Source organism: Pseudomonas sp. 15A4 (assembly GCF_016925575.1).
Classification (GTDB): domain Bacteria; phylum Pseudomonadota; class Gammaproteobacteria; order Pseudomonadales; family Pseudomonadaceae; genus Aquipseudomonas.
This window is the reverse complement of the sequence record NZ_CP068986.1, coordinates 2,317,479-2,339,690: the sequence shown is the minus strand read 5'-3', so window position 1 is coordinate 2,339,690 and position 22,212 is coordinate 2,317,479. Positions and strand designations below refer to the sequence as shown.

General features: G+C 59.5%; 19 protein-coding genes and 2 pseudogenes. 9 read left to right on the top strand and 12 right to left on the bottom strand.

The window, feature by feature from the left end; all coding sequences use genetic code 11:
- Positions 1-25: 25 nt before the first annotated feature.
- From JN403_RS10520 to JN403_RS10500, 5 genes and pseudogenes are all read right to left on the bottom strand, one after another.
- Positions 26-1,042: an ADP-ribosylglycohydrolase family protein gene (locus tag JN403_RS10520; RefSeq protein ID WP_205486924.1), complete on the bottom strand. Its 1,017-nt coding sequence runs from the start codon at positions 1,040-1,042 to the stop codon at positions 26-28.
- The gene (locus JN403_RS10515; protein ID WP_163023094.1) at positions 1,039-1,752 is read right to left on the bottom strand and encodes a GntR family transcriptional regulator; all 714 of its coding nucleotides are present in this window, start codon (positions 1,750-1,752) and stop codon (positions 1,039-1,041) included. Before JN403_RS10515 ends, JN403_RS10520 begins: the two co-directional genes overlap by 4 nt.
- 169 nt (positions 1,753-1,921) lie before the next feature.
- Positions 1,922-2,590 (bottom strand): DsbA family oxidoreductase, encoded by a 669-nt coding sequence (locus JN403_RS10510; RefSeq protein ID WP_122622348.1) that lies wholly within the window; start codon positions 2,588-2,590, stop codon positions 1,922-1,924.
- A 109-nt stretch (positions 2,591-2,699) separates the two neighbouring features.
- Complete coding sequence (locus tag JN403_RS10505; RefSeq protein WP_205486923.1) at positions 2,700-3,692, bottom strand: alpha/beta hydrolase; 993 nt, start codon at positions 3,690-3,692, stop codon at positions 2,700-2,702.
- A 156-nt stretch (positions 3,693-3,848) separates the two neighbouring features.
- A pseudogene (locus JN403_RS10500) lies at positions 3,849-4,457 on the bottom strand (5-methyltetrahydropteroyltriglutamate--homocysteine S-methyltransferase); the annotation flags it as partial.
- Positions 4,458-4,664: 207 nt separating this feature from the next.
- On the opposite strand from JN403_RS10500, the gene metR reads away from it, so the two are divergent.
- Entirely contained in the window at positions 4,665-5,582 is a 918-nt protein-coding gene (metR, locus tag JN403_RS10495; protein WP_065992512.1) for a transcriptional regulator MetR, read from the top strand.
- Between the two features lie 39 nt (positions 5,583-5,621).
- On the opposite strand, the gene JN403_RS10490 is transcribed toward metR, so the two are convergent.
- From JN403_RS10490 to JN403_RS10480, 3 genes are all read right to left on the bottom strand, one after another.
- Complete coding sequence (locus JN403_RS10490) at positions 5,622-6,026, bottom strand: NUDIX domain-containing protein (RefSeq protein ID WP_205487286.1); 405 nt, start codon at positions 6,024-6,026, stop codon at positions 5,622-5,624.
- A 2-nt stretch (positions 6,027-6,028) separates the two neighbouring features.
- Positions 6,029-7,120 carry a D-alanine--D-alanine ligase gene (gene ddlA / locus JN403_RS10485; RefSeq protein WP_205486921.1) on the bottom strand — a complete coding sequence of 364 codons (1,092 nt, stop codon included), beginning with the start codon at positions 7,118-7,120 and terminating at the stop codon, positions 6,029-6,031.
- 162 nt (positions 7,121-7,282) lie between these two features.
- Positions 7,283-7,552, bottom strand: coding sequence for a type B 50S ribosomal protein L31 (locus JN403_RS10480; protein WP_122536087.1), 270 nt, complete (start codon positions 7,550-7,552; stop codon positions 7,283-7,285).
- 198 nt (positions 7,553-7,750) lie between these two features.
- On the opposite strand from JN403_RS10480, the gene JN403_RS10475 reads away from it, so the two are divergent.
- On the top strand, positions 7,751-8,122 hold the full coding sequence (locus JN403_RS10475) for a hypothetical protein (protein WP_122536086.1): 372 nt from the start codon (positions 7,751-7,753) through the stop codon (positions 8,120-8,122).
- Between the two features lie 189 nt (positions 8,123-8,311).
- On the opposite strand, the gene JN403_RS10470 is transcribed toward JN403_RS10475, so the two are convergent.
- Entirely contained in the window at positions 8,312-9,250 is a 939-nt protein-coding gene (locus tag JN403_RS10470) for a LysR family transcriptional regulator (RefSeq protein ID WP_205486920.1), read from the bottom strand.
- Positions 9,251-9,371: 121 nt separating this feature from the next.
- Here JN403_RS10470 and JN403_RS10465 point away from each other — a divergent pair, with 121 nt between their 5' ends.
- From JN403_RS10465 to JN403_RS10455, 3 genes are all read left to right on the top strand, one after another.
- Complete coding sequence (locus JN403_RS10465) at positions 9,372-10,298, top strand: alpha/beta hydrolase (protein ID WP_205486919.1); 927 nt, start codon at positions 9,372-9,374, stop codon at positions 10,296-10,298.
- 343 nt (positions 10,299-10,641) lie between these two features.
- Complete coding sequence (locus tag JN403_RS10460; RefSeq protein WP_205486918.1) at positions 10,642-11,784, top strand: OpgC domain-containing protein; 1,143 nt, start codon at positions 10,642-10,644, stop codon at positions 11,782-11,784.
- 112 nt (positions 11,785-11,896) lie between these two features.
- Positions 11,897-12,517 (top strand): hypothetical protein, encoded by a 621-nt coding sequence (locus JN403_RS10455; RefSeq protein WP_205486917.1) that lies wholly within the window; start codon positions 11,897-11,899, stop codon positions 12,515-12,517.
- A 46-nt stretch (positions 12,518-12,563) separates the two neighbouring features.
- Here JN403_RS10455 and JN403_RS10450 read toward each other — a convergent pair whose 3' ends face one another.
- Entirely contained in the window at positions 12,564-13,499 is a 936-nt protein-coding gene (locus tag JN403_RS10450; RefSeq protein ID WP_205486916.1) for a hypothetical protein, read from the bottom strand.
- Between the two features lie 333 nt (positions 13,500-13,832).
- Here JN403_RS10450 and JN403_RS10445 point away from each other — a divergent pair.
- From JN403_RS10445 to JN403_RS10435, 3 genes and pseudogenes are all read left to right on the top strand, one after another.
- A pseudogene (locus tag JN403_RS10445) lies at positions 13,833-16,954 on the top strand (transglycosylase domain-containing protein).
- 128 nt (positions 16,955-17,082) lie between these two features.
- Positions 17,083-17,676 carry a PadR family transcriptional regulator gene (locus JN403_RS10440; protein WP_172609451.1) on the top strand — a complete coding sequence of 198 codons (594 nt, stop codon included), beginning with the start codon at positions 17,083-17,085 and terminating at the stop codon, positions 17,674-17,676.
- Entirely contained in the window at positions 17,673-18,443 is a 771-nt protein-coding gene (locus JN403_RS10435) for a siderophore-interacting protein (RefSeq protein WP_205486915.1), read from the top strand. Before JN403_RS10440 ends, JN403_RS10435 begins: the two co-directional genes overlap by 4 nt.
- Before the next feature lie 70 nt (positions 18,444-18,513).
- On the opposite strand, the gene JN403_RS10430 is transcribed toward JN403_RS10435, so the two are convergent.
- A complete protein-coding gene (locus JN403_RS10430; protein WP_205486914.1) occupies positions 18,514-19,176 on the bottom strand; it encodes a Pr6Pr family membrane protein in 663 nt (220 codons plus the stop codon).
- A 37-nt stretch (positions 19,177-19,213) separates the two neighbouring features.
- On the bottom strand, positions 19,214-19,441 hold the full coding sequence (locus JN403_RS10425) for a VF530 family protein (protein ID WP_122622363.1): 228 nt from the start codon (positions 19,439-19,441) through the stop codon (positions 19,214-19,216).
- 198 nt (positions 19,442-19,639) lie between these two features.
- On the opposite strand from JN403_RS10425, the gene JN403_RS10420 reads away from it, so the two are divergent.
- The gene (locus tag JN403_RS10420; RefSeq protein ID WP_205486913.1) at positions 19,640-21,670 is read left to right on the top strand and encodes a TonB-dependent receptor; all 2,031 of its coding nucleotides are present in this window, start codon (positions 19,640-19,642) and stop codon (positions 21,668-21,670) included.
- The last annotated feature ends 542 nt before the right edge of the window (positions 21,671-22,212 follow it).

Sequence of the window (22,212 nt, the reverse complement as noted above, 5' to 3'; positions counted from 1 at the left end):
CTTTATACGGGCTGCGTCGGCCGGGTCAGACCCCGCGCAGGGACAACAACTGCTCGACCACGGGATGAAGGTCGAGCGCGTTGACGGTCTGGATCTGTTTGATCAGCGCTGCAGGCCAGGCGCCCATGCCTTCACAGGCGCCGAGCATCGCCCCGAGAATGGCGGCGATGGTGTCGGTGTCACCGCCCAGGCTGGCGGCCATGCACAGTGCGTCGAATGCCGACATCTGCTCGCGAGCCACTTGATGGGCGAGGGCGAACGCGGCGACCACCGATTCCTGGGAAGCGACGGACGTGCCGATCACGTCATAAATCAAATCGGGAAGTTGTTCATTGCTGCATTCGGCGCACAGCTGTTTTGCCCATCGGATTCGGGCGGCGATGCGGCCGCCGGCGATCCAGTAGCCGTAACGCTCGGCCTCCTGGGCAATGCGCGCGCCGACGTCGAGGGCCTCGCCGAGACTGGCGCCGCTGATGCCCGCCGAAACCACCGCCGCCACCGCCGCTGCGCTGGAGATCCCGAGGTTGGTGTTGTGGGTGACCTGGCAGGCCTGTTTCACCGCTTCGACGAAGCGCGCTTCATCGCGTACGTCGAAGGCAATGCCCACCGGCGTAATGCGCATCGCGGCGCCGTTGGTGGTGCCGAAACGCCCGGCTTCTTCAGGACTGTGCCCGGCCAGAATCATCTCGATGGCGCGCTTGGTCGAAGGGCCCAACAGGTCTTGGGAACCCTTGGCCTGCATCACCGCTTCCCAGTCAATCAAGTGTTGCGCCAGGTCCGAAGGCTCGATGCGCCCTCTACCGGCGACCAGCAATTCGGCGACCAGCACCGCCTGTTCGGTGTCATCGGTGATAGAGCCGGCAGGCATGTTAGGCGCAATGGGCTGATCAGCACCGGCCGCTTGCAAGGTCGTGATGCGGTCGAATCGCTGCCTGATCTGTTCGCGACTCAGGGATTGCGTCGGCATGCCCAAGGCATCGCCCAGCGCCAGCCCGTAGAAAGCGCCCAAGCCTCGGTCGCGAGTGTCGATCAGTGCGGTCATGTGGACGATCCAAAAGCCAGATGCAGACGAAAATGCACGGGGTCCAGAAGACTTTCCACGTGCTCCATGAAACGTTCGCGGCGATCAAACGTGGTGCGCGTCGCCTTGAGGAACACCGAGCCCGGCTGGCGCAACATCAGCGCCGCGTCGTCGTTGCTCAGGGGCTCGGCACCGATCCACTGATCGCCGCGATCCCCGACATAGCCGTGGGCGGCCAGCGTGACGGTCAGCGAATCTTCGATCAGCCCGTCGCGGGGCAGATTTTCCAAGCCGTCGCAGGCCGGGATCAGCACACGCTCCAGCGACACGACGCTGCCGTCGCCTGCCGTTCGACGGCGGTCCAGTGCGATGAACTCGGCGGTACCAAACCGGCCCGCCAGGTCAGGCCGCTGCACCGCCACCAAACGCAGAATCTCGGTGCTGACCCTGGCGCCGGTGTCGGCCAGGGCTTGGGCCCACCCGGCACGCTGATCCAGCGAGATGCCGTCGTAGGTCACGATCGAGCCGACGCCGGTTTGCGTGGCGATGTAGTTGCGTCGCTTGAGCTCGGACAGTGCTTCACGGAGCGTGCCACGGCTGACGTTGAATTCCTGTGCAAGCAGATTCTCGCCGGGCAACAATTCTCCCGAGCCCATCTGGCCGCTTTCGATGCGTCGGGCCAGCTCATCCACTACACGTTTTTTCTTGTCGAATCGAACCTGTCTAATCATGTACAAATTGATATCCGAAAGTGGCTGGGAGGAGCAAGTGTTTTTGGAATGCAACGAGCGATGCGTAACAACACATGACAGTAGATAGCGCACCGCCGTAGCCGTCATCCGGGGTCCAGACACCCCGGATAACCGCCTTCGCAATGCGCTTCAGGGTTGCTGACAGGTGTCAGCTGACAGGGTCAACCACGCTCGATTCTTCGCCCACGATCTGACGAATGGCGCTGACAAACACGTCAACCGGTTGCCCACCGGAAACGGCGTACTGGTCGTTAAAAACGATGGTCGGTACCGAACTCACGCCCCGCGACACCCACAATTGTTCCAGTTCGCGAACTTCGCTGGCGTACTGGTCGCTGGCCAGCAAGGCCTCGGCGCGCACCCGGTCCAGCCCGACTTTCTGCGCAATATCTGCCAGCACTTGGTGGCTGGATACGTTGGCATGCTGGCTGAAGTACGCGGTGAACAGCGCGTCTTTCAGCGCATGCTGCTTGCCTTCCAGCTCGGCCCAGTGCAACAGTCGATGGGCATCGAAGGTGTTGAAGATGCGTCGCTCGCCCTGCTTGAAAACGAACCCGAGCTCAGCGCCGCGCTCACGAATGTTCTCGGCGTTGGCCTGGAATTGTTCCCGCGTGGAGCCGTACTTTTCGGCGATGTGCTCGAAGATATCCTGGCCTTCCGGCGGCATCTGCGGGTTGAGTTCGAAGGGTTGGAAGTGGATGTCGGCCTGGACTTCATCGCCCAGGTGCTCAAGCGCCTGGTCCAGCGCGCGCAGGCCGACGATGCACCAGGGGCAGGACACGTCGGAGATGAAGTCGATTTTCAGCGGAGTGCTCATGGCAGCCTCGTGCAAGGGAGGGAAAGCGCCACGATACGCCGATCACGCCGGCGCTCAAACCCTACACCGGCACGACTGTCCTCAACAGGGGGTCAAGCCCGCCGCTGCATCAGAGCTGCGCGACGTGGGAAGCGTCTTCACGATGCTCGCGCAAATAGGGCAACACGGCCGCCAGCAAAGGGGCTTTGAACGCTTCCTGAAAACGATGGGCCAGGCCGGGAATAAGCTTCAGCTGGCTGCCCTGAATGTGTGCCGCCACATGAATCCCGTGCATCACCGGCAGCAGCGGATCGGCAGTGCCGTGCACGACCAGCGTCGGCACCCGCAGGCGGTTCAACAGCTCGACTCGGCTGGGTTCGGCGAGGATCGCCAGAATCTGCCGTTTCACGCCTTCAGGATTGAACGCCCGGTCGTAGGAAACCGCCGCCTGATGCAGCAGCATCTGCCGATCATCCTTGACCTCCGGGCTGCCCAGCGCCGCCAGCAGATCGGCCTGTTGCTCAAGGGCAGTCTGCCGGTCCGGCGCGCCGCGACGGGCGAGCAGTTGCAATAACGCCGGGCTGGGCATCGGCAGGCCGGGCGCGCCGGAGCTGGTCATGATCAGCGTCAGACTCTCCACGCGCCTGGGCGCCATGTCCGCCAGATGCTGCGCGATCATGCCGCCCATGCTCGCACCCAGCACGTGAAACTGCTGAACGTGCAGCGCGTCCATCAGGCCCAGCGCATCCTGAGCCATGTCGGTGAGCGAGTACGGTGCCGACACCGGCAGGCCGATTTTGTAGCGCAGCACTTCATAGGTGAGGTTGGGACTCGGCGGCGCCTGGACCCAGGTCGACAAACCGACGTCCCGGTTGTCGTAGCGAATGACGCGAAAGCCCTGCTGACACAGCGCGACGACCACTTCATCCGGCCACTGGATCAGCTGTCCACCGAGGCCCATGACCAGCAACAGCGCCGGATCGGAATCACGACCGATGCTCTGATACGCCAGGTGCACGTCATCGAGCTCGGCCACTTGCGTGGGAACATCAACATCGCATCGAGAGGCCGCAAAAGACGGCAGGCTGCACAAGAGCGCAGCCAGAAAAAGTAAAACCCGCATGGAAAAACACCGACACACAGAACCCCAGTAGGCCGCGAGTCTGATGAAGTTTTCTCAAGCGCGCTGCCACAGTTGCGTGACAGTTTGATGAAGAGGGCTGAGTGGTAGCAAAACGGTCATCTCGACCTGCATTCATGCGGCCGCTGTTGCCTGCGAGCTGATCGAATCTGCGACCCATAGGTTGTCGGCAAAGCGCAATTGCGCTTCCTTCACCACCTCAAGCGCGGCTTCAGCGTTCACGCCGGCTGCGTCCAGTTCCCCTGCCACACCCAGCGACAGCACCTTGTAGATCGGCAGGCGGTCCAGCACCAGAGGCATTTGCTCTGGGGCACTCAGCACATCGACATGCAGGCCTTGCACAGGCAAACACACCGCAAGGCCAAGGTTGCTGCCCAGCCCGAGACCGCCGCAAGACACCGCGAGCAGCTTCTTGAGCGGCGAATATTGCAGGGCGTGGTAAGCGCGCTCGAAGGCGTTCTTCCAGTCCTGCGGCAAATCGAGGGTCAGAATCGGCTCGTCGATCTGCACCCACTCGACGCCCTTGCCCGCCAGCCGACCCAGGATCTCGCCGTACACCGGCAGCAGACGGTCAAGCAAGTCAAGCTTGTCGAAGCCTTCGCCCTCCGCCTGCCCCAGCCAGAGGTAGGTCAGCGGCCCGATGATTTCCGGCCGGATCGTTTGGCCCTGCGCGCGGGCTTCATCGACCTCATCGAACAGAGGCGCCCAATTCAGCTTAAAGCGTTGATCACGGGTGAGCGTTGGCACTGCATCCACCTCAACACCATCACCCAGGGTTTCGAGGATCTGCTTGAAGCCCTTGGCCACGCCGATGTGAGGAAAATGAGTATTGTTGACCTGGCCCATGCTGACTGCTTCCTTCAAACGATGGCGCCATTGTCGACACTTCCCCTTACATGAGACAAACTCATTAAATTCGTGTTGATCACAAAATTTACTCATGGAGCGCCGTCGGTGCTGGAAATTCGTCACCTGAAAACCCTGCACGCATTACGCGAAGCAGACAGCCTCGTCGACGCGGCCGACCGCCTGCATCTGACGCAGTCGGCGCTGTCCCACCAGTTCAAAGAACTGGAAGAACGCATGGGCATGCCACTGTTCGTGCGCAAGACCAAACCGGTGAGGTTCACCAGCGCGGGCTTGCGCCTGTTGCAACTGGCCGACTCGGTGCTGCCGCAGCTGCGTCACGCCGAGCGGGATATCTCGCGGCTCGCCGGCGGCGTCGCCGGACGCCTGCACATGGCCATCGAATGCCACAGCTGCTTTCAGTGGCTGATGCCGACGATCGATCAGTTCCGCGATGCGTGGCCGGAGGTGGAGCTTGATCTGGCGTCGGGCTTCGCTTTCGCGCCCCTGCCCGCCCTGGCCCGTGGCGATCTGGATCTGGTGGTGACCTCGGACCCGCTGGAACTGGCAGGCATTACCTATGTGCCGCTGTTCACCTACGAGGCCATGCTCGCAGTCGCCAACCAGCATCCGCTGGCGGCCAGGCCTTATGTGGTGCCGGAAGACCTGATCAATGAAACCCTGATCACCTACCCCGTCGAGCGCGACCGCCTGGACATTTTCACGCGCTTTCTCGAGCCGGCCGACATCGAACCGGCGCAGGTGCGCACGTCCGAGCTGACGGTGATGATGATGCAACTGGTGGCCAGCGGCCGCGGGGTATGTGGGATGCCGCACTGGGCGCTGCATGAATACAGCTCACGCGGGTACGTGAAGGGCAAGCGGCTGGGGGAAAAAGGATTGTTCGCCACGCTGTACGCGGCCATTCGCGCAGACATGCTGGACGCGCCCTACATGCGAGATTTTCTGCTGACGGCGAAGGACACGTCGTTTTCGACGCTGGACGGGGTGAGTGCGGTGCGTTAACGCCACGCTGCTTACCCCATGCAATGCAGCGCCTGCAAATCAGGCGTTTTGCAGGCTTCGGTACAGCGGCAATATCGAATCCCGGGTCAGCGGCGCGAGGTGCAACTGGTCAACATTCCCGCCGTCGACCCAGATTGCTTCTTCGATCTCGGCTGCGGGACTGACCGGGTCCTCAACCTGAACGCCATACAGCTGGCAGTTCACCTCGAAGCCCGGCTCGTTCGCCGCCACCGCCGAAAACTCACCCAGAAATCGCGCGTGTTCAGGCGCGATGACCAGTCCCAGTTCCTCGTTCAGCTCACGGGCCAGCGCCTCGAGCGCCGACTCACCGGGGTCGATCTTGCCGCCCGGCTGCATGAACGCCTCGGTCCCGCGTTTGCGCACCAGCAGTGTCTTACCATCAGCGCGAGTAAGGAGAGCGGCAGCGATGCGCAGCGTTTTCACCGTCACAGCACCACCTCGGTCTTCAGCGCGCGGGTTTCTTCAGCGCGTTCCAGCGCCAGTGTGATCAACCGGTCGATCAGCTCGGCGTAGCTCAAGCCGGTGGCCTGCCAGAGCTTCGGGTACATGCTGATGGAGGTGAAACCGGGGAGCGTGTTGACCTCGTTGATGATGATTTCCCGCGCCTCGGTGACGAAGAAATCCACCCGCGCCAGACCGGCGCAGCCCAGGACGCGATAGGCCTGCAGCGCCACTTCACGCACGGCCTCGCTCATGTCTTCGGACATTTGCGCGGGGATGGCAATGCGCGCCTGACCGTCGTTCAGGTACTTGGTGTCGTAGGCGTAAAACTCGTCATTGGCGACGACCTCACCGCACACGCTGACCTTCGGTTCGTGGTTGCCCAGCACGGCGCATTCCACTTCACGACCGACGATGCCCTGCTCGATCAGCACCTTGTTGTCGTAGTCGAAAGCCAGTTTCAGCGCAGCGGCGTAACCGGCTTCGTCAGTGACTTTGCTCACGCCGACCGACGATCCCTGGCACGCCGGCTTGACGAAAAGTGGCAGGCCCAGTTGGGCCGAGACGCTGACAAAATCCACCGTCTCGCCACGCTGAAGGACCACAAACGGCGCAACCGAAATACCCGCATCGCGGAGCAGCCGTTTGGTCACGTCCTTGTCCATGCAGGCCGCAGAGCTCAGCACATCAGGGCCCACGAACGGAATGTCCAGCAAGCGCAACATGCCTTGCAGGCAGCCGTCCTCCCCGAAACTGCCGTGTATCAGCGGGAACACCACATCGATGCGCGGCACCTCTGCACCGGTCTGCACTTCCACGAACTGCGGCCCGCTGGCGCCCGGCATCAGCGAAAGCAGGCGGCCGGATTCACTGAGTTTGATGTGCGCCGGATCGGTGGGGTTCTGCAGGTAATCCTGCTCGTCGAAGCGCAGCCAGTGGCCCTGCTTGTCGACACCGATCAGGGTGATGGAGAAGTTGTTGCGATCAATCGCGTTGATCACGTTGCGCGCCGATTGCAACGACACTTCATGCTCGGAGGATTGCCCACCGAAAACGATGGCGACTGACTTTTTCAAAGGGGGATGCTCCTGAATTTCAGGTCGCAGAGCTAAAAGCAATTTCGCCCGATAGTCCAGTGCCAAGGTGGGGTACAGGACCGAATACAGGAAAAAACGAGCAAAAAAATCCCGCGCCCGGGTGATCGACTGGCGATGCCCGGAGCGCGGGAGGTGCTGCTGTCATTCTTCTTTCTTGGCGCCGGAGCCAAAGGTGGCGAAACGCTTGTTAAAGCCGGCGATACGGCCTTCGGTGGTGGTTTTGCGCTGTTGACCGGTGTACATGGGATGCGACGCGCTGGACACGTCGAGGGCAACGTAAGGGTAGGAGTTGCCATCGGTGTGAGTGTGCGTACGGTCGGTATCAACCGTGGAGCCGATCAGGAAAAACACATCGGCAGCGGTGTCGTGGAACAGGACCTGACGGTAGTCGGGATGGATGTCGGCTTTCATCGTCTTTCTCCAGAATGTAAACAATCATGTAATACGTTATACAGTATCAATTCTAGATAGTTCAACCGGAACCCATTTTGTAACGGTTACAACTTTCGCCTTTTCCGACGCCTCCCCTGCCGCTAACGTTCGCGCCCTGACGACCCAGCCCGGTCCTCAACGGGAACGGAATGAACAACAACACCAGGAGGTAGTGCCATGCACTTGATCGATCGATACGAAATGAGCGTCCCCGCACACATGAAGCTGATCGACGCCCGCAGCGCGTTGAATCATCTGCAGCGTCTGGTCCAGGCGACCGACGGCAAGCCTGAATCCAAGGAGCTCGTCAGCCTGATCGAAACGATCGTGGAGGCTTTTCATGAAGCCGCTGACGACGTCATGCCCGTCAACGACCATGACGTGTTCATGCGCCAGGCCTGCGAGTGGAACTACATCGGGCTGTCTCCCAAAGAGCGCGAAGTGCTTCACGAGATCCGTTGCTGCAGCGACGATGGCAAGGAAGACATCTATCGAATGATCAGCGAGACACTGGACCGCAAGCCGATGCTGATGCCGGAAGCTCTGTAATCTGCGGTTGAGTTGGGGATCTGCGCGTAAAAAAGGGGCGCGTGTTATTAGCAACCTGATGTGCCGCTCGTCGTATCGCTATGCCGCTTCTTGAAAATTCGTTTCCGGCGGCTGCTGACCGAAGCCAACACGGAAAAATGCCTTTCGAGGGAGCCTGGCATCGAGCCTGCACGTGGGATTAGCTAACGGTCAGACAGGACGAAGGTCGTCCGTCAGATACTGATCCCATGGAGGACAAGGCGACCAAGTCTCCACAAGCTTATCGATAAAGAGTCGGATTTTCGGAGAGAGGTGACGTTTGCTCGGATAGATCACCCGAATAGGCTCAGCCGCCTCTGCGTAATTCGCCAGCAGTTGGACAAGCTTGCCGTTGCGTAAATCGTCGTTAACCAAGTACGAAGGCAGGGTCGCAATACCCAAGCCAGCGACAGCTGACTGGTGCAGTGACTCAGCACTGTCCATCTGCAGCCTTCCACCATGGGTAACGGACAGAGAGCGATCATTGACTCGAAAATTCCAGGGAAGCAGTCTCCCACCGCTCACAAAATGCAGACACTGGTGCTCGGAAAGATCGTCCGGCGTTTGGGGCTGTGGATGCTCATCCAGATACTTTGGTGAAGCACAGGTGATCATTTGTTGGTAGGCCACTGTACGAGTGAGTAACCGAGAGTCCTCCTTGGGCGGCCCGATACGCATGGCCAGATCAAATCCTTCATCGATCAGATCGACCAACCTATCCGAAAAAGTGATATCCACGCTCAACGAGGGCCAATCTTTCAGGCAGCATTCGATGTATGGAAGAACATGAAGTCTGCCCAGCGCAACCGGAAGGCTTATCCGCAGCCGTCCACTGGGTGTCGAACGACGAAACGCCAAGGCGTCTTCCACATCGTCCAGATCCTGAAGAACGCCAACACAGCGCTCGTAAAGAACCAAACCGTCGTCAGTCAGGCTCAGGCTGCGCGTGGTGCGATTGAGCAGGCGAAGCTGTAAGCGGGCCTCGAGCCTGACTATCGACTTCCCCACTGCCGAACGAGTCAGCCCGAGTTGCCTGGCTGCCGCAGTAAAGCTTCCGGCATTTACAGAGCTTACAAATGCCGCAATATCGTTCAGGTTGTGGAGTTTCATGGGGCCTCTGGAAATCAGCGTTCGGGCAACTCTGCACCTGCTATGGGGAACCCTATTCCCCAATAAGAAGCATAGCATCTCAATTAGCTACTCCATTGCCCCACAAACTATTGAGATCACTATGAACGCCAACGTACAAGCAGCTGTAGAAACATGGGCCAACAGCCTCTCCGATCTGATACCTGTTCTCAAGAGAAGCGATACCACTACAAAAATAAGCGACATCCGAGACGCCTACGCGAAAATGCTCGCGCAGAATCCAGCGCCCGCTGGCGTCAAATTTGAAGCAGTCGACATGGGTGGCGTACCCGGCACACTGGTTACCCCGGACGAGATCAAAACTGACGCAGTCATCATGTACATCCACGGCGGCGCCTATATTGTCGGTCGGCCAGACGGCTACCACGGCATCGGCGGCAACTACGCAAAAATGCTCGGCGCTCGTGTGTACATGCCGGACTACCGCCTTGCCCCTGAGCACAAGTTCCCAGCCTCTATTGACGACACACTGCGCGCCTACGAGTGGCTGCTTGAGCAGAAGATCCCAGCTAACAAGATCGCGTTCTCTGGCGAGTCAGCCGGTGGCGCGATGGTTGTCAGCGTGATGGTGGCTGCGAAATCGAAAGGGCTTCCACTGCCTGCGGTTGGCTCCTCCATCTCGCCTTGGGCGAACCTTGAACACACCGGGGCTTCCATGAGCAATCGGGAAGGTCTGGATCCGCTGAACTCCAAGCCTGTCCTGGATATCCTCGCTAGAGCGTTCCTGGGAGATACGCTGGCCAATCATCCTCTGGCTTCTCCTGTGTTTGCAGACGTCACCGGTCTCCCACCCATTTTGGTGCAGATCGGGGAGAACGAGTTGATGTTGAGCGATGCGATGCGACTTGCAACTCACCTCGCGGATAACCGCGTTCGCGTCAGCCTGGAGGTATGGCCCGCGATGTTCCACGCCTGGCACTTCTACGCCACCATGCTGCCGGAAGGTCAGCAGGCAATGGAAAGCTCCGTGCGCTTCATTGAGGATGGCCTGGCCGACGCTAGTCGCTGAAACGCACACCCAGCGCGACGGCTTTCTCGCTGTCGCGTCTCTGTTCACGCTCTAAAGAATCTGCTTCCGCTGTCCAAACCTTTGAACATGCGCCCGCCCACCCAGAGATACCTTCACCAGACGCCCCTTCCGTAAAATCATGTCCACGGAACTCAGAGGATGCCCTGGTGATGAAAAATCAAACGCGAAGAGGCAAGCAAGCGAGACATCCTGCAACATCCACCCTTTGCTTTTACCCCGCAAACCCGCCACCCTGCGCGCCGCCGATCAGACCCTGCTGACGGCAAGGAACCACGGCCCCACTGGCCCCTCTTCTATAAACACCTTTGCAAGGCCCACCGTCATGACGAACGGACGCGACCATCGCATCGACTTCTTTCGGGGTCTGGCGCTGATTTTCATTTTTTGGGATCACGTGCCGGCCAACCCGTTCGCGCAACTGACGCTGCGCAATTTTGGTTTCAGCGACGCCGCCGAGGTGTTCGTGTTTCTCGCCGGCTACGCCGCCGTACTCGCTTATGGCCGGGTGGCGCAGCGTGACGGCTATGTCGTGGCTTGCGTGCGTATCCTGCGGCGCACATGGGTGCTGTACGTCGCGCACATCTTTTTGCTGACGCTGCTGATGGGCATCGTTTTCGTCGCCAACAACCACGTCGAAACCCGCGACATGGTGCGGGAGATGGGGCTGGAGTATTTCGTTGGCAACCCGCAGCAGGCGCTAGCCGATGAATTGTTGCTGAGGTTCAAGCCCAACCTCACCGACCCGCTGCCGCTGTACATTCTGCTGATGGGTGCTCTTCCGATCATTCTGCCGATCATGCTGCGCAACACGGCGCTGGCGATCGGCCTGTCGATTGCGCTGTACATGATGGTGCCGCTGCTTGGCTGGAACCTGCGCGCCTACGAAGGCGGCGGTTACTGGTATTTCAATCCAGTCGCCTGGCAGTTGATCTTCGTGCTCGGCGGGGCCTTTGCCTTGCACACTCAACGCGAGCTGACCGCTAAACCCAGCGCTCGCCCGCTTTGGCAACAGCCGCTGTTTCTCATGGCGGCGACCTACCTGCTGATGGCCGGCGTCATCACCGTGCTGTGGAAATTTCCCGACGTGCATGACGCGCTTCTGCCTTCAGCGTTGACCCAACTGATCTATCCGATCAGCAAGACCGATCTGTCGCCGGTGCGCTTACTGCATTTCCTTGCGCTGGTGTATGTCGTCGCCAAGGTACTGCCGACGTCGGTAACCTGGCTCGACAACTGGCCCGTCCAGCAGACTTGCCGGATGGGCCGCTATTCGCTGGAGATCTTCTGCCTGGGCGTCCTCCTCGCCCCGCTCGCCGATATGGCGAACGCGCTGGCGGACGATGTCTGGCAAATGCGCGTGATCACCGCGCTGCTAGGCCTGGGGTTGATGCTGCTGTTGTCGAACTGGCTGGAGTTGAACAAGCGATTGGGCAGTCCAAAGGCGACGCGCGTGGTGAAGGTTTGAGAACAAGGTCTCACTTGGGCCGGTCTTCGGAAGTTTCCTACTGGTTTATCAGGCAAAGCTTTTTCGCGAATTGCCGTTACGCGAAGGAGTGGATAAATCAGCGGAGGCAAAAATGCAACTACATAATCTGATGCAGCACGCGGCTTTAGCGCCAGCGAGGATCTCAGTACAGCTAAAGCATGGCGACGACTTCCCCGGCAGCCAAGACATGTCTCAAGACTCAGTTGCAGTGGAAGATGAACAACCGTGGCTTGCCGAGCCGAATATGAAGAACATAACAAGCATGGCCGACTATCTATCCTTGAAAAGGATTGATGCGGCCATATCCCTTGAATTGGCAAACCTGACGTATACCTCATTCAAAAACGAGCTCTATAACCTGCGACCTGAACTGGCTTCCAAAAACTTCAGCGTTGGCGTTGATAGCAGTGGGAATGTCCGGATACTCGACCCTCAGGAAAGCCTCTCCGCAGAGGAGCGGATCTGGCTGACAGAGCAGCTAGAGCACCGAGGCATAAAGGATCATTTGGTCGACCATTCAAGCGCAATGTCAGCGTTGGCCAAATATGACAAAACCGGCTTCAATGCCCGCTACAAGCTTGAGGCGGCTGATATCGCCCGGATCGTTGACTACGGAAAAATCCTCGAGAGCGACGACATGGAGCAAACGTGGAAAAACCAAATCTCTGAGAGGGCGGAAAAACGAACACCGTATATCTCAGTGCGTATCTGAAGCAGCGATAAGCTTGGCTGGAGAATGACCAGCCAAGCTTATTCATTTAGGCGGGCCCAGGAACGCTTTTAATTAGCCGTTGATTGCAGATATGGCCGAATAGCCTAAGATCTTTATTGGCCTCTACCTCTCCCTTAGCACCCAGTAAAAAGTTGGAAAATACATAGCCTCCCACATAGTAATAACTTCTCCACGTGTTAGTACCGTGATTGTAGCTTACGTAATCCCTGGCCTCGTGGCCTCCGGCACAGCGCTCGAAGTTGACGACTTTGGTGACGACACCGTGCTCGTCACTGATCACCTCCTCTACGACCGGCCGAATGCGGGATTCCTTGAGACTGAGCACAAAGCGCCCTACAGCCCCTTTCAGTGGCGCCCCGACAGAGTCGGTGAATCTTGCTTTCAAGATTCCTTGTGTATAGCCCTGTGTCCATAACCAAGACGGTTCTGTATAGCCTGAAGGAATCCTGTTAACACCGATTTCGTCGCTAAACTCGAAATCTTTTAAAACCGGGTAAGAGCCGATCGCCAAATGATAAGGCCGTCCTGAGAAAGGGGCATCGGCTCTGTGGATGACCCTGATGAGCACATCCGTCCCAGGCATCAAACTAGAGAACTTATCTTCAGAATCAGGTTTTTTCAGCCAGTTAGCACCATCGAAGTATTCCAACTCCCAAAACGGTGGACCTGACACTTCTGGTGCGTTAGACACCAGCACATCTTGGCCTCTGACGGAAGTAAAACTATAGTAGTGAACGGCGGTCTTGCTTTTAAGCACAGCGTCTAACACGTGTGTTTGATCAGACAGCACAGTAAGAATCATCTCACCATCATCATGTACCTCAGAAATACTTTTCTCTAAACCTTTGGCATGGGGTTGCGCGGGAGAGATTGATTGCGCGCTGGCCGGCGCGATGAGAGTACAGACACACGCTACAAAAAACCCTCTTAACATGCTATTCAAAATTATTTTTTTGCTCATAGTTTCATCCTCTTTAAAATTAATTTGCCACCGCATTCAAAGGTGACGAAAGGACGTAACTATCTCAATCAACGCCGGTCAACCGGCGAGGCGGAAAACAAGAGATTTCCTACAAATCAGTCAATCCCCGTAACGGCTCCGGGGAATACTAGGCAAAAGGCGCGAGGGGGTTTAGCGAGACCCCTAGCGTCTATCACGGAGATCCGGCGGTCGGATGACGAATGTGCTTCCCGAAAGAAGCCGACCGAGAGCCGGTCACAAACTCTTCACTCACGCCCACCAGCGTCTACGCTTGTATCAAGTGCGATGTGCAGGCTGGACCGGGCTTACGATATGGGCGCTTTTTGGCATTCCGATACGAAGAAGGCTGCGGTCAAGGCTGACAGTCAGGGGAACGGATCAGTGCCAGGCCATGCTCGCCCACGACGTTACATGTGGCGGTTTTTGCTGGCGGCGGTGCTGGTCGCAGCGGTGATTCTGGGATTTGTGGTCTCGACCGAAGTGCGCAGCTCGCGTTTGCAGGCCCAGGAATTCAGCCAACTGGCCCAAGGCCTGAGCTACACCGTCGAGGCCGGCCCCAGTGACGCCATTGTGTACCCGGGTGACGGGCCTTTTGACAAACGCCTGGGCTATTCCGCCCTCGACGAATTCCTGCCGCGCTTGCTCAAGCGTGACTACCTGATCAGCGCACAGGCGCGTTTCTCTCCCGATCTAATGTCCTACGCCAAGCGCGGTTTCTTCGTGCCGTATCAGGAGAAGATTCAATCCGGCCTGACCATTTCTGACTGTCGCGCCGAGCCTCTCTATCAATACACCTACCCGCAGCAGCTGTACCCGACCTTCGCCGCCATCCCGCCCGTGCTGGTCAACAGCCTGCTGTTCATCGAGAACCGCGACCTGCTGGATAATCAGCGCCCACTGGCCAATCCGGCGGTGGACTGGCCAAGGTTCTTCAAGGCAGCGCTTTCCCAGGTGGCGAAAGTGGTGGGGTTGCCGGGGCAGTCGGCCGGTGGCAGCACACTGGCGACTCAATTGGAGAAGTACCGGCACTCGCCGGACGGCCTGACGCTGTCGGGCAGCGAGAAGATTCGTCAGATGGTGTCCGCCAGCGTTCGCGCCTATCAGCCGGGCCAGCAGACCCTCGAGGCGCGGCAGCGGGTGGTGCGCGATTACCTCAACAGCGTGCCGCTGTCAGCGGTCCCCGGTCATGGCGAAGTCCACGGCATGGCCGAAGGTTTGCGGGTCTGGTACGGCGCGGACTTCGACCGGACCAATCAGCTTCTGATCGCAAAGACGCAGGACGAAAAGACCCTCGCGGCGCAGGGATTGGCGCTGCGTGAAGTCCTGTCGTTGGTGATTGCTCAGCGCAGGCCCTCACACTTCCTGGCGAAGGGGCGCAAGGAACTCGCGGATCTGACTGACAGCCATCTGCGCGTGCTCGCACAGAACAATGTCATCGATCAACCGCTGGCCGACGCCGCACTGGCGGCCAGCGTGACGTATCGCGACTGGGTGCAGCAGCCGACGGTGCAGCCGATTGAGAGCAACAAAGGCATCACCGTCGCCCGCACGCGGCTGTCGAACATGCTCAATCGTTCGCTGTACGACCTCGATCGTCTGGATCTGTCGGCCACCAGCACGCTGCAAAATGACCTGCAGGTCAGCGTCGGTCAGTACCTGCGGGACCTCGCCAAACCCGAATTTGCCGGTCAGATGGGCTTGATCGGCGAGCACCTGCTCACTCCGGCGAGCACCCAGGCGGTGCGTTACAGCTTCACCCTGTTCGAGCGCGACCCTGATGGCTCGCGAGTGCGTGTGCAGACCGACAGCACGGATCAGCCGTTCGATATCAACGAGGGCAGCAAGCTGGAGCTGGGCTCGACGGCGAAAATGCGCGTGCTGACAACCTACTTGCAGATCATTGCCGAGCTGCACGACAAGTACGCCGATCAGCCCACTGGCGCCTTGAAGAAAGCCCCCGTTGAAGAGTCAGACCGTCTCAGCCGCTGGGCCGTGGATTACCTGATTCAGAACACCGATCGTGACCTCTCGAAGATGCTCGCTGCCGCGCTCGATCGTCAGTATTCGGCCAGCCCCGGCGAAAGCTTTTTCACCGGCGGAGGCCTGCATCATTTCAACAATTTTCGCCGAGAGGATAACGCCCGAAACCCGACTCTTCGCGAAGCTCTGCGGGAGTCGATCAACTTGCCGTTCATTCGCCTGATGCGCGATCTGGTGCGCTACACCACTTATCAGGGGCCCAACAACAGCGCGGTGTTGCTCAAGGACGACAGCGACCCGAGGCGTCAGGAATACCTGGCCGAGTTCGCTGACCGCGAGGGCAAGTCATTCCTGATGCGCTTCTGGAAGCGTTACAAAAACAAATCCACCCAGGACCGGCTCGACACCTTTCTCGATGGGGTGCATCCCGCGGCGAGCCGACTGGCCGCCGTGCACCGCTACCTGCTGCCGGATGCCACGCAAAGCGCTTTCAATGCATTCGTCCGGGCGCACATGGCCGGGGAAAAAGCAAAACGGCGCTGACCGAAAAGCGCCTGGATGAGCTCTATTTCGCCTACGGCCCCGGCAAGTTCGATCTGCCGGATCAGGGCTACGTTGCCCGGGTTCACCCGCTGGATCTGTGGCTGGTGGGGTATCTGCTGCAGAACCCGGACGCCAAGTTCAAGGATGCCGTCGCGGCCAGCCGTTTCGAGCGGCAGGAAGTCTACAGCTGGCTGTTCAAGAGCCGGCACAAGAGTGCTCGCGACAGCCGCATTCGCACGATGCTGGAGATCGAAGCGTTTCTCGACATCCATCAGCGCTGGCAACGGCTGGGGTATCCGTTCGATCATCTGGTGCCGTCGCTGGCGACTGCGATTGGCAGTTCCGGTGACCGACCCGCCGCGCTCGCCGAACTCATCGGCATCATTCAAAACGATGGCATTCGCCTGCCGGTGTTGCGCATCGACAGCCTGCATTTCGCCGCGCAGACACCTTACGAAACACAACTGGTGAACAACCCCGAGCTGGGAAAACGGGTGCTGCCATCTGAAGTCGCTGCGGCCATGCGCGAGGCGCTTTCCCAGGTGGTGGACGCCGGGACGGCGCGGCGCGTGTCCGGTAGCTTCAAAACTCAAGGTGGCAGCGGGCTGGCCATGGGCGGTAAAACCGGCACCGGCGACAACCGCATCGAAAGCGTCGGCGCAGGCGGGCGAATCCTGGCGTCCAAAGCGATCAATCGCACCGCGACCTTCGTGTTTTTCATCGGCGACAACCATTACGGCACCCTGACGGCGTACGTCCCTGGACGCGCTGCCGAGAGCTTCAAATTCACCTCCGCCCTTCCGGTTCAAGTGCTCAAAGGCATGGCGCCGATTCTCAATCCCTATCTGGAGCCGGGCACTTTCACACAGTGCAAGGCGCCCGTCCCGACGCAGATGGCAACGCGTCTGTAGCCGGTTTTCATTGAAGTCATCGAGTGCATCACCCAGAAAATGGACGACAACCGTTCGTCTTAACGCGTCTTGTGGAAACAATAAGATATATCTTAAGGTATATCTAACTTGTACCAAGAGATGAAAAAATGAAAGACCACTCACACGATCACCCCCACCATCACCGCCCTCACTTCGGCGAGCACGGCGACGGCCGCGATGGTTTTGAGAAACGTACCGGCCGTGAACGCGGCGGCCGCGGCCCGCGAGTATTTGCCCCGGGCGACCTGAAACTGCTGCTGTTGGCGCTGATCGCCGATCAGCCCTGCCACGGGTATGACCTGATTCGCCAGATCGAAGCGCTGTTTGACGGCGCCTACAGCCCGAGCCCTGGCGTGATCTATCCGACACTGACCTTTCTGGAAGAAAGCGAGCTGATTGAGGGCGATGCCGATGGTGGCAAGAAACGCTACCGCATCACCGACGCCGGTCAGCAGTTCCTGACTGAACAGGCCGTCGCTCTGGATGGCGTGAAAATGCGCATTGACGTCAGCAAGCGCTCGCTGCGCGGCCACGATCGTCCGCCGGAAATTCACGAGGCCGTGCACAACCTGCGTCATGCCTTGCAGATGCACCACGGCCGTTGGAACCCTGAGGAAATCCTGCGGGTTCGCGACCTGCTGAACGACACCGCGAAAGCCATCGTCGACGGCCAACAAACTGCTTCGGAGAAATCAGAATGAATGCACCACAGGGGATTCACCGCGTCAGCCACGAGATCAAACGTCGCAAGCTGGCAGTGTTGAAGGTGACCGACATCACCCCGCGCATGCGCCGCATCACCTTGCACGGGCCGGAGCTGGCAGGGTTCATCAGTCTGGGCACGGACGACCACGTCAAACTGTTGTTCGCCACCACGCCCGAAGAGCAGGCAGCGCTGGACAGCGAGGCGCCGTTGCAAAACGCTGAAGGCCCAGGTCCGGCGATGCGCGATTACACCCCGCGGCGCTACGACCCGCAGACCGGCGAGCTGGACATCGATTTCGTGCTGCATGGCGACGGTCCAGCGGCGACCTGGGCGGCCCAGGCTGAGGTCGGACAAACGCTGAATATCGCCGGGCCTCGGGGTTCGATGATCGTGCCGGACATGTTCGACAGCTATCTGCTGATCGGCGACGAGACCGCCCTCCCCGCCATCGGTCGTCGGTTGGAAGCATTGCCAGTCGGTCGGCGTGCGCTGGTGGTGGTCGAAATCGATGACGCAGCGGAGCGCCAGGCGCTGACCAGCGAGGCGCAGGTCGAGGTCATCTGGGTGGTGCGTGGCGAGCAGGATCTGCTTGATGCAACGCGTCAATTGATTCTGCCCCCAGGCAGCCTGTATGCCTGGGTAGCGACCGAATCGTCCCTGTCACGCAAGGTGCGGCGCGTGCTGCTGGATGAATTCAAGCTGGACGAAGCGACTGTAAAAGCTGCCGGATACTGGCGCGCGGACGGTTCGGACGAGGAGTGAGGTGTACGAGATCCTCGGGATGATTGAGTACTGCCAGCGCCCCAGATTCGGGGCGCGTCATCCATACAGGTTACGACTGCCCTCTACGGCCCAAAACGTTGTCTATCCCATATACGACTGACCCAATGACCACAAAACCTGCCAGCACGCCCAGCGCATTGGTCAGCGCCTTGGCCACGCCCAGCGTGCCGATGTCGAGAAATGGATAGAGGTAGTCGCCGAAGGCATTTCCGCGTAACAGCAAATAGCCGAAGTAAACCACGGGATACAGCATCCACATCAGCACATGCCGGGGTTTCAACAGGCCTTTGGGGACGAAGAGCAACCAGTAGGCCAGGAACAGCAACGGCATGATGTCGTGCAGCAATTCATCGGCGATCCACTGCCAGCCTTCGGGTGTCCACAGATGCCGCAGCAGCAGGTTGTAGGCGAGGCTCACCAGAACAATGCTGGTGGTGATCCCCGCGCAGACCACGGGGGAACGGAAAAACCGATACCCCGCTGAATGCCGGTCGATGACTGCACAGCTGAGTGCCACTGCCACCAGCGTGTTGGTCACCACGGTGAAGAAGCTGCAAAACCGCACCAGCCCGCCGAGAAGACTGGCGTGGTCGATCCATCGCCCCCAGAGAATCAGGTACAGCTGCACCGCAAGCCCGAACCAGCCGAGCATGGCGGCCGTGATGACAAAACGGCGCCCGCCTGGAGATAGCTGCAACATGGGGCTGGGCATTCGGATCAGTCCTTGGCAATCGGCGATTCAGGTCAAGTCAAGGCCGCTTGGTGCGCGCCAGCTTGATGTACAACCCTTCGACCTTCTCCCGCGCCCAGGGCGTCTTGCGCAAAAACGTCAGGCTGGACTTGATGCTCGGGTCGCTCTTGAAGCAGCGAATGTCGATCCGTTCGGCCAGGCCCGACCACTCGTAATGCTCGACCAGCGCGATGAGGATCTGCTCCAGCGTCACGCCGTGCAGCGGATTAGTGTTGGGTGTGGTCATGGCGGGCCTATGGACGCTGAGGGGACGGGCTGGTTGGAAGAGGTTTCGCGAGCTGCGCACCTTAACGGACGCCGTAGTCAGTGTGAAGACTGCAAGCAGCCGACGAGGGCGACCGATTTCAAAATGATTGCTTTTTTATTGTTATGTTATAACACTTACATATCGCACATTTTGAATCGTTGTCCAAGGAAACGTCGCATGTCCCGTCCCTCACAAATCCGTCCGTGGCGCCTGACGCCGCTTGCTGCCGCATTGCTGATCACCTCACCTGCGTACGCCATCGAGGTGGAGCCGCAAATCATCACCGCCAATCCGCTGGGCAGCGATCAACTTGCCTCGCCAACCACTGTACTGACCGGCGATGCGCTGACCCTGCAACAGAAAGGCAGCCTGGGCGAGACGTTGAACAAACAGCCCGGCGTCTCATCCTCCTATTTCGGACCGGGCGCGAGCAGGCCGATCATTAGGGGACTGGACGGCGATCGCATCCGGCTTCTGCGAAACGGTGTGGGCGCGCTGGACGCCTCCTCGTTGTCCTACGATCACGCGGTGCCGCTGGACCCGGTCAACGTCGACCGCATTGAAATCGTGCGCGGCCCTGCAGCGCTGCTTTACGGGGGCAGCGCCATCGGCGGCGTGGTCAACACGTTCGACAACCGCATCCCCACCGAAGCCATCGAGGGCATTCAGGGCGCGGGTGAGTTGCGTTATGGCGGTGCCGACACAACCCGCAGCAGCGCGGGCAAGCTGGAAGCGGGCAATGGCACTTTTGCGTTGCACCTGGACGCCAACGCGCGGGAGTTCAACGACCTGAAGATCCCGGGCTATGCCCGCACCGGCGATGAGCGCGCGCGGGATCCGCAAGACAGCGACAAAAAACACCGCCTTGGTAACAGCGATGGGAGACAGGACGGAGGCGCGGTCGGAGGCTCCTACACTTGGGACGACGGTTACGCCGGGCTTTCCTACAGCAATTACGACGCCAATTACGGGTCGCCTGCCGAGCAAGGCGTGCGCATCCGCATGAAGCAGGACCACTACGCATTTGCCTCCGAGATCCGCAATCTCTCCGGCCCGTTCAGCTCGGTCAAACTCGACGCCGGTTATACCGATTACAAGCACATGGAGATCGAAGACGGCGAAGTCGGCACCACGTTCAAGAACAAGGGCTATGAAGCCCGCGTCGAGGCCCGGCATCAGCCCATCGGCCCGGTTGAAGGCATCGTCGGCGCCCAAGTGACGCGCAGCGAGTTTTCAGCCCTTGGCGAAGAGGCCTTCGTCCCGCAGACCGATACTGACGCCGGTGCCTTGTTCATTCTGGAAGAGCTGCGGGCCACTGATCGCCTGAAGCTCAGCCTGGGTGGCCGCATTGAACACACCACCGTGGACCCGGACGGAGGGGGCAACGAGCGATTCGCCAACGCCAACAGCTCAAGCAGCTTTACTGCAGGGAGCGTTTCGTCCGGTGCCGTTTACACGCTGACGCCGATCTGGTCGCTGGCGGCGACCCTTGGCTACACTGAGCGGGCGCCGACGTTCTATGAGCTCTATGCCAATGGCGCTCACGTCGCCACCGGCACGTACGAAGTCGGGGATGCCGACCTGTCCAAAGAGAAAGCCGTTTCCAGCGATCTGGCGCTGCGCTTTGACAACGGTACCCATAAAGGAAGTGTCGGCGTCTTTTACAGCCACTTCTCCAACTACATCGGACTGCTGGGCAGCGGCCGTACCTTGAACGATGAAGGCGCTGAAGACCCTGACGGCATCCCCGAGTACACCTACTCAGGCGTGCGCGCTCGGTTTGCCGGTTTCGAGGCCAAGGATCACTGGAAGCTCGGCGAAACCCGGTATGGCAATTTCGCCCTGGAGCTGTCCGGCGATTACACCCGTGCCAAGAACCTGGATACCGGAGAGGCCCTGCCGCGCATCGCCCCTTTGCGGCTCAACAGCGGATTGTTGTGGGAAGTGGACAAGTGGCAAGCGAGGATCGACCTCGAACACGCTGCTTCGCAACGGCGCGTGCCGGATAACGAAACCGGCACCGACGGGTACACGACGTTGGGCGCCAGTGCCGGCTACACCTTCAAGGTGGGTGGGAGTCAGTGGCTGGCGTTCGTCAGCGGCGAGAACCTCACCAATCAGACCGTGCGATACGCCAGCTCCATTCTGCGCGACATCGCCCCGGCTGAAGGCCGTAGTGTCGAGGTCGGGCTCCGGACGACATTTTAGAGCCCCCCTGAACGGTGACGCCCCCACATGAGGGTGCCCACATGGGCCCCTTCCCGGCTAAAGCCGGTCCCACAATTAGATCGCATGCATTCAGCCACTCTTGCTGGAACGACGCAGGGTCTTAGTGGGACCGGCTTCAGCCGGGAAAGCGTCATCCGCCACGCCGTACATCTACGGTGTTCGAACCGGCCTCTTCCCTGCTAGAGCCAGTCCTACATTTGGGTCGCGCCAGCCGCCACGCAGCAGAATCCTACAATTTGGAGACCCCTTCTAAACCCCCATCCACGCTCCCTCTGTAAGGGTCGGCGGGACATCACCCTGCTCTCTTACAAAGCAGACACCCGGGCCAGACAATGGACAGCGCTACCCGGAGTCCCCGCCACTGTTACGCCGATCGCAACGATCCATGTCGCAATTTCGACTTTTTAAAAAATCGTTAGCGTCCTATCATCGCCGCCCTAAACGCTGAAACGGTTAATTCGTCCTTTGTTAAGACCTTGCAACGCGCCTTCAAAGCGTTGCGAGCGGCATCGCCTTTTGCT

Excerpts from the sequence above, each read along its gene's own strand:
- JN403_RS10465 (WP_205486919.1), top strand. The coding sequence starts at position 9,372 with ATGAACGCCAACGTACAAGCAGCTGTAGAAACATGGGCCAACAGCCTC.
- JN403_RS10420 (WP_205486913.1), top strand. The coding sequence starts at position 19,640 with ATGTCCCGTCCCTCACAAATCCGTCCGTGGCGCCTGACGCCGCTTGCT.
- JN403_RS10425 (WP_122622363.1), bottom strand. The coding sequence starts at position 19,441 with ATGACCACACCCAACACTAATCCGCTGCACGGCGTGACGCTGGAGCAG.
- JN403_RS10480 (WP_122536087.1), bottom strand. The coding sequence starts at position 7,552 with ATGAAAGCCGACATCCATCCCGACTACCGTCAGGTCCTGTTCCACGAC.
- JN403_RS10460 (WP_205486918.1), top strand. The coding sequence starts at position 10,642 with ATGACGAACGGACGCGACCATCGCATCGACTTCTTTCGGGGTCTGGCG.
- JN403_RS10515 (WP_163023094.1), bottom strand. The coding sequence starts at position 1,752 with ATGATTAGACAGGTTCGATTCGACAAGAAAAAACGTGTAGTGGATGAG.
- JN403_RS10435 (WP_205486915.1), top strand. The coding sequence starts at position 17,673 with ATGAATGCACCACAGGGGATTCACCGCGTCAGCCACGAGATCAAACGT.
- JN403_RS10520 (WP_205486924.1), bottom strand. The coding sequence starts at position 1,042 with ATGACCGCACTGATCGACACTCGCGACCGAGGCTTGGGCGCTTTCTAC.
- JN403_RS10450 (WP_205486916.1), bottom strand. The coding sequence starts at position 13,499 with ATGAGCAAAAAAATAATTTTGAATAGCATGTTAAGAGGGTTTTTTGTA.
- JN403_RS10430 (WP_205486914.1), bottom strand. The coding sequence starts at position 19,176 with ATGCCCAGCCCCATGTTGCAGCTATCTCCAGGCGGGCGCCGTTTTGTC.
- JN403_RS10470 (WP_205486920.1), bottom strand. The coding sequence starts at position 9,250 with ATGAAACTCCACAACCTGAACGATATTGCGGCATTTGTAAGCTCTGTA.
- JN403_RS10440 (WP_172609451.1), top strand. The coding sequence starts at position 17,083 with ATGAAAGACCACTCACACGATCACCCCCACCATCACCGCCCTCACTTC.
- JN403_RS10505 (WP_205486923.1), bottom strand. The coding sequence starts at position 3,692 with ATGCGGGTTTTACTTTTTCTGGCTGCGCTCTTGTGCAGCCTGCCGTCT.
- JN403_RS10475 (WP_122536086.1), top strand. The coding sequence starts at position 7,751 with ATGCACTTGATCGATCGATACGAAATGAGCGTCCCCGCACACATGAAG.
- JN403_RS10455 (WP_205486917.1), top strand. The coding sequence starts at position 11,897 with ATGCAACTACATAATCTGATGCAGCACGCGGCTTTAGCGCCAGCGAGG.
- JN403_RS10510 (WP_122622348.1), bottom strand. The coding sequence starts at position 2,590 with ATGAGCACTCCGCTGAAAATCGACTTCATCTCCGACGTGTCCTGCCCC.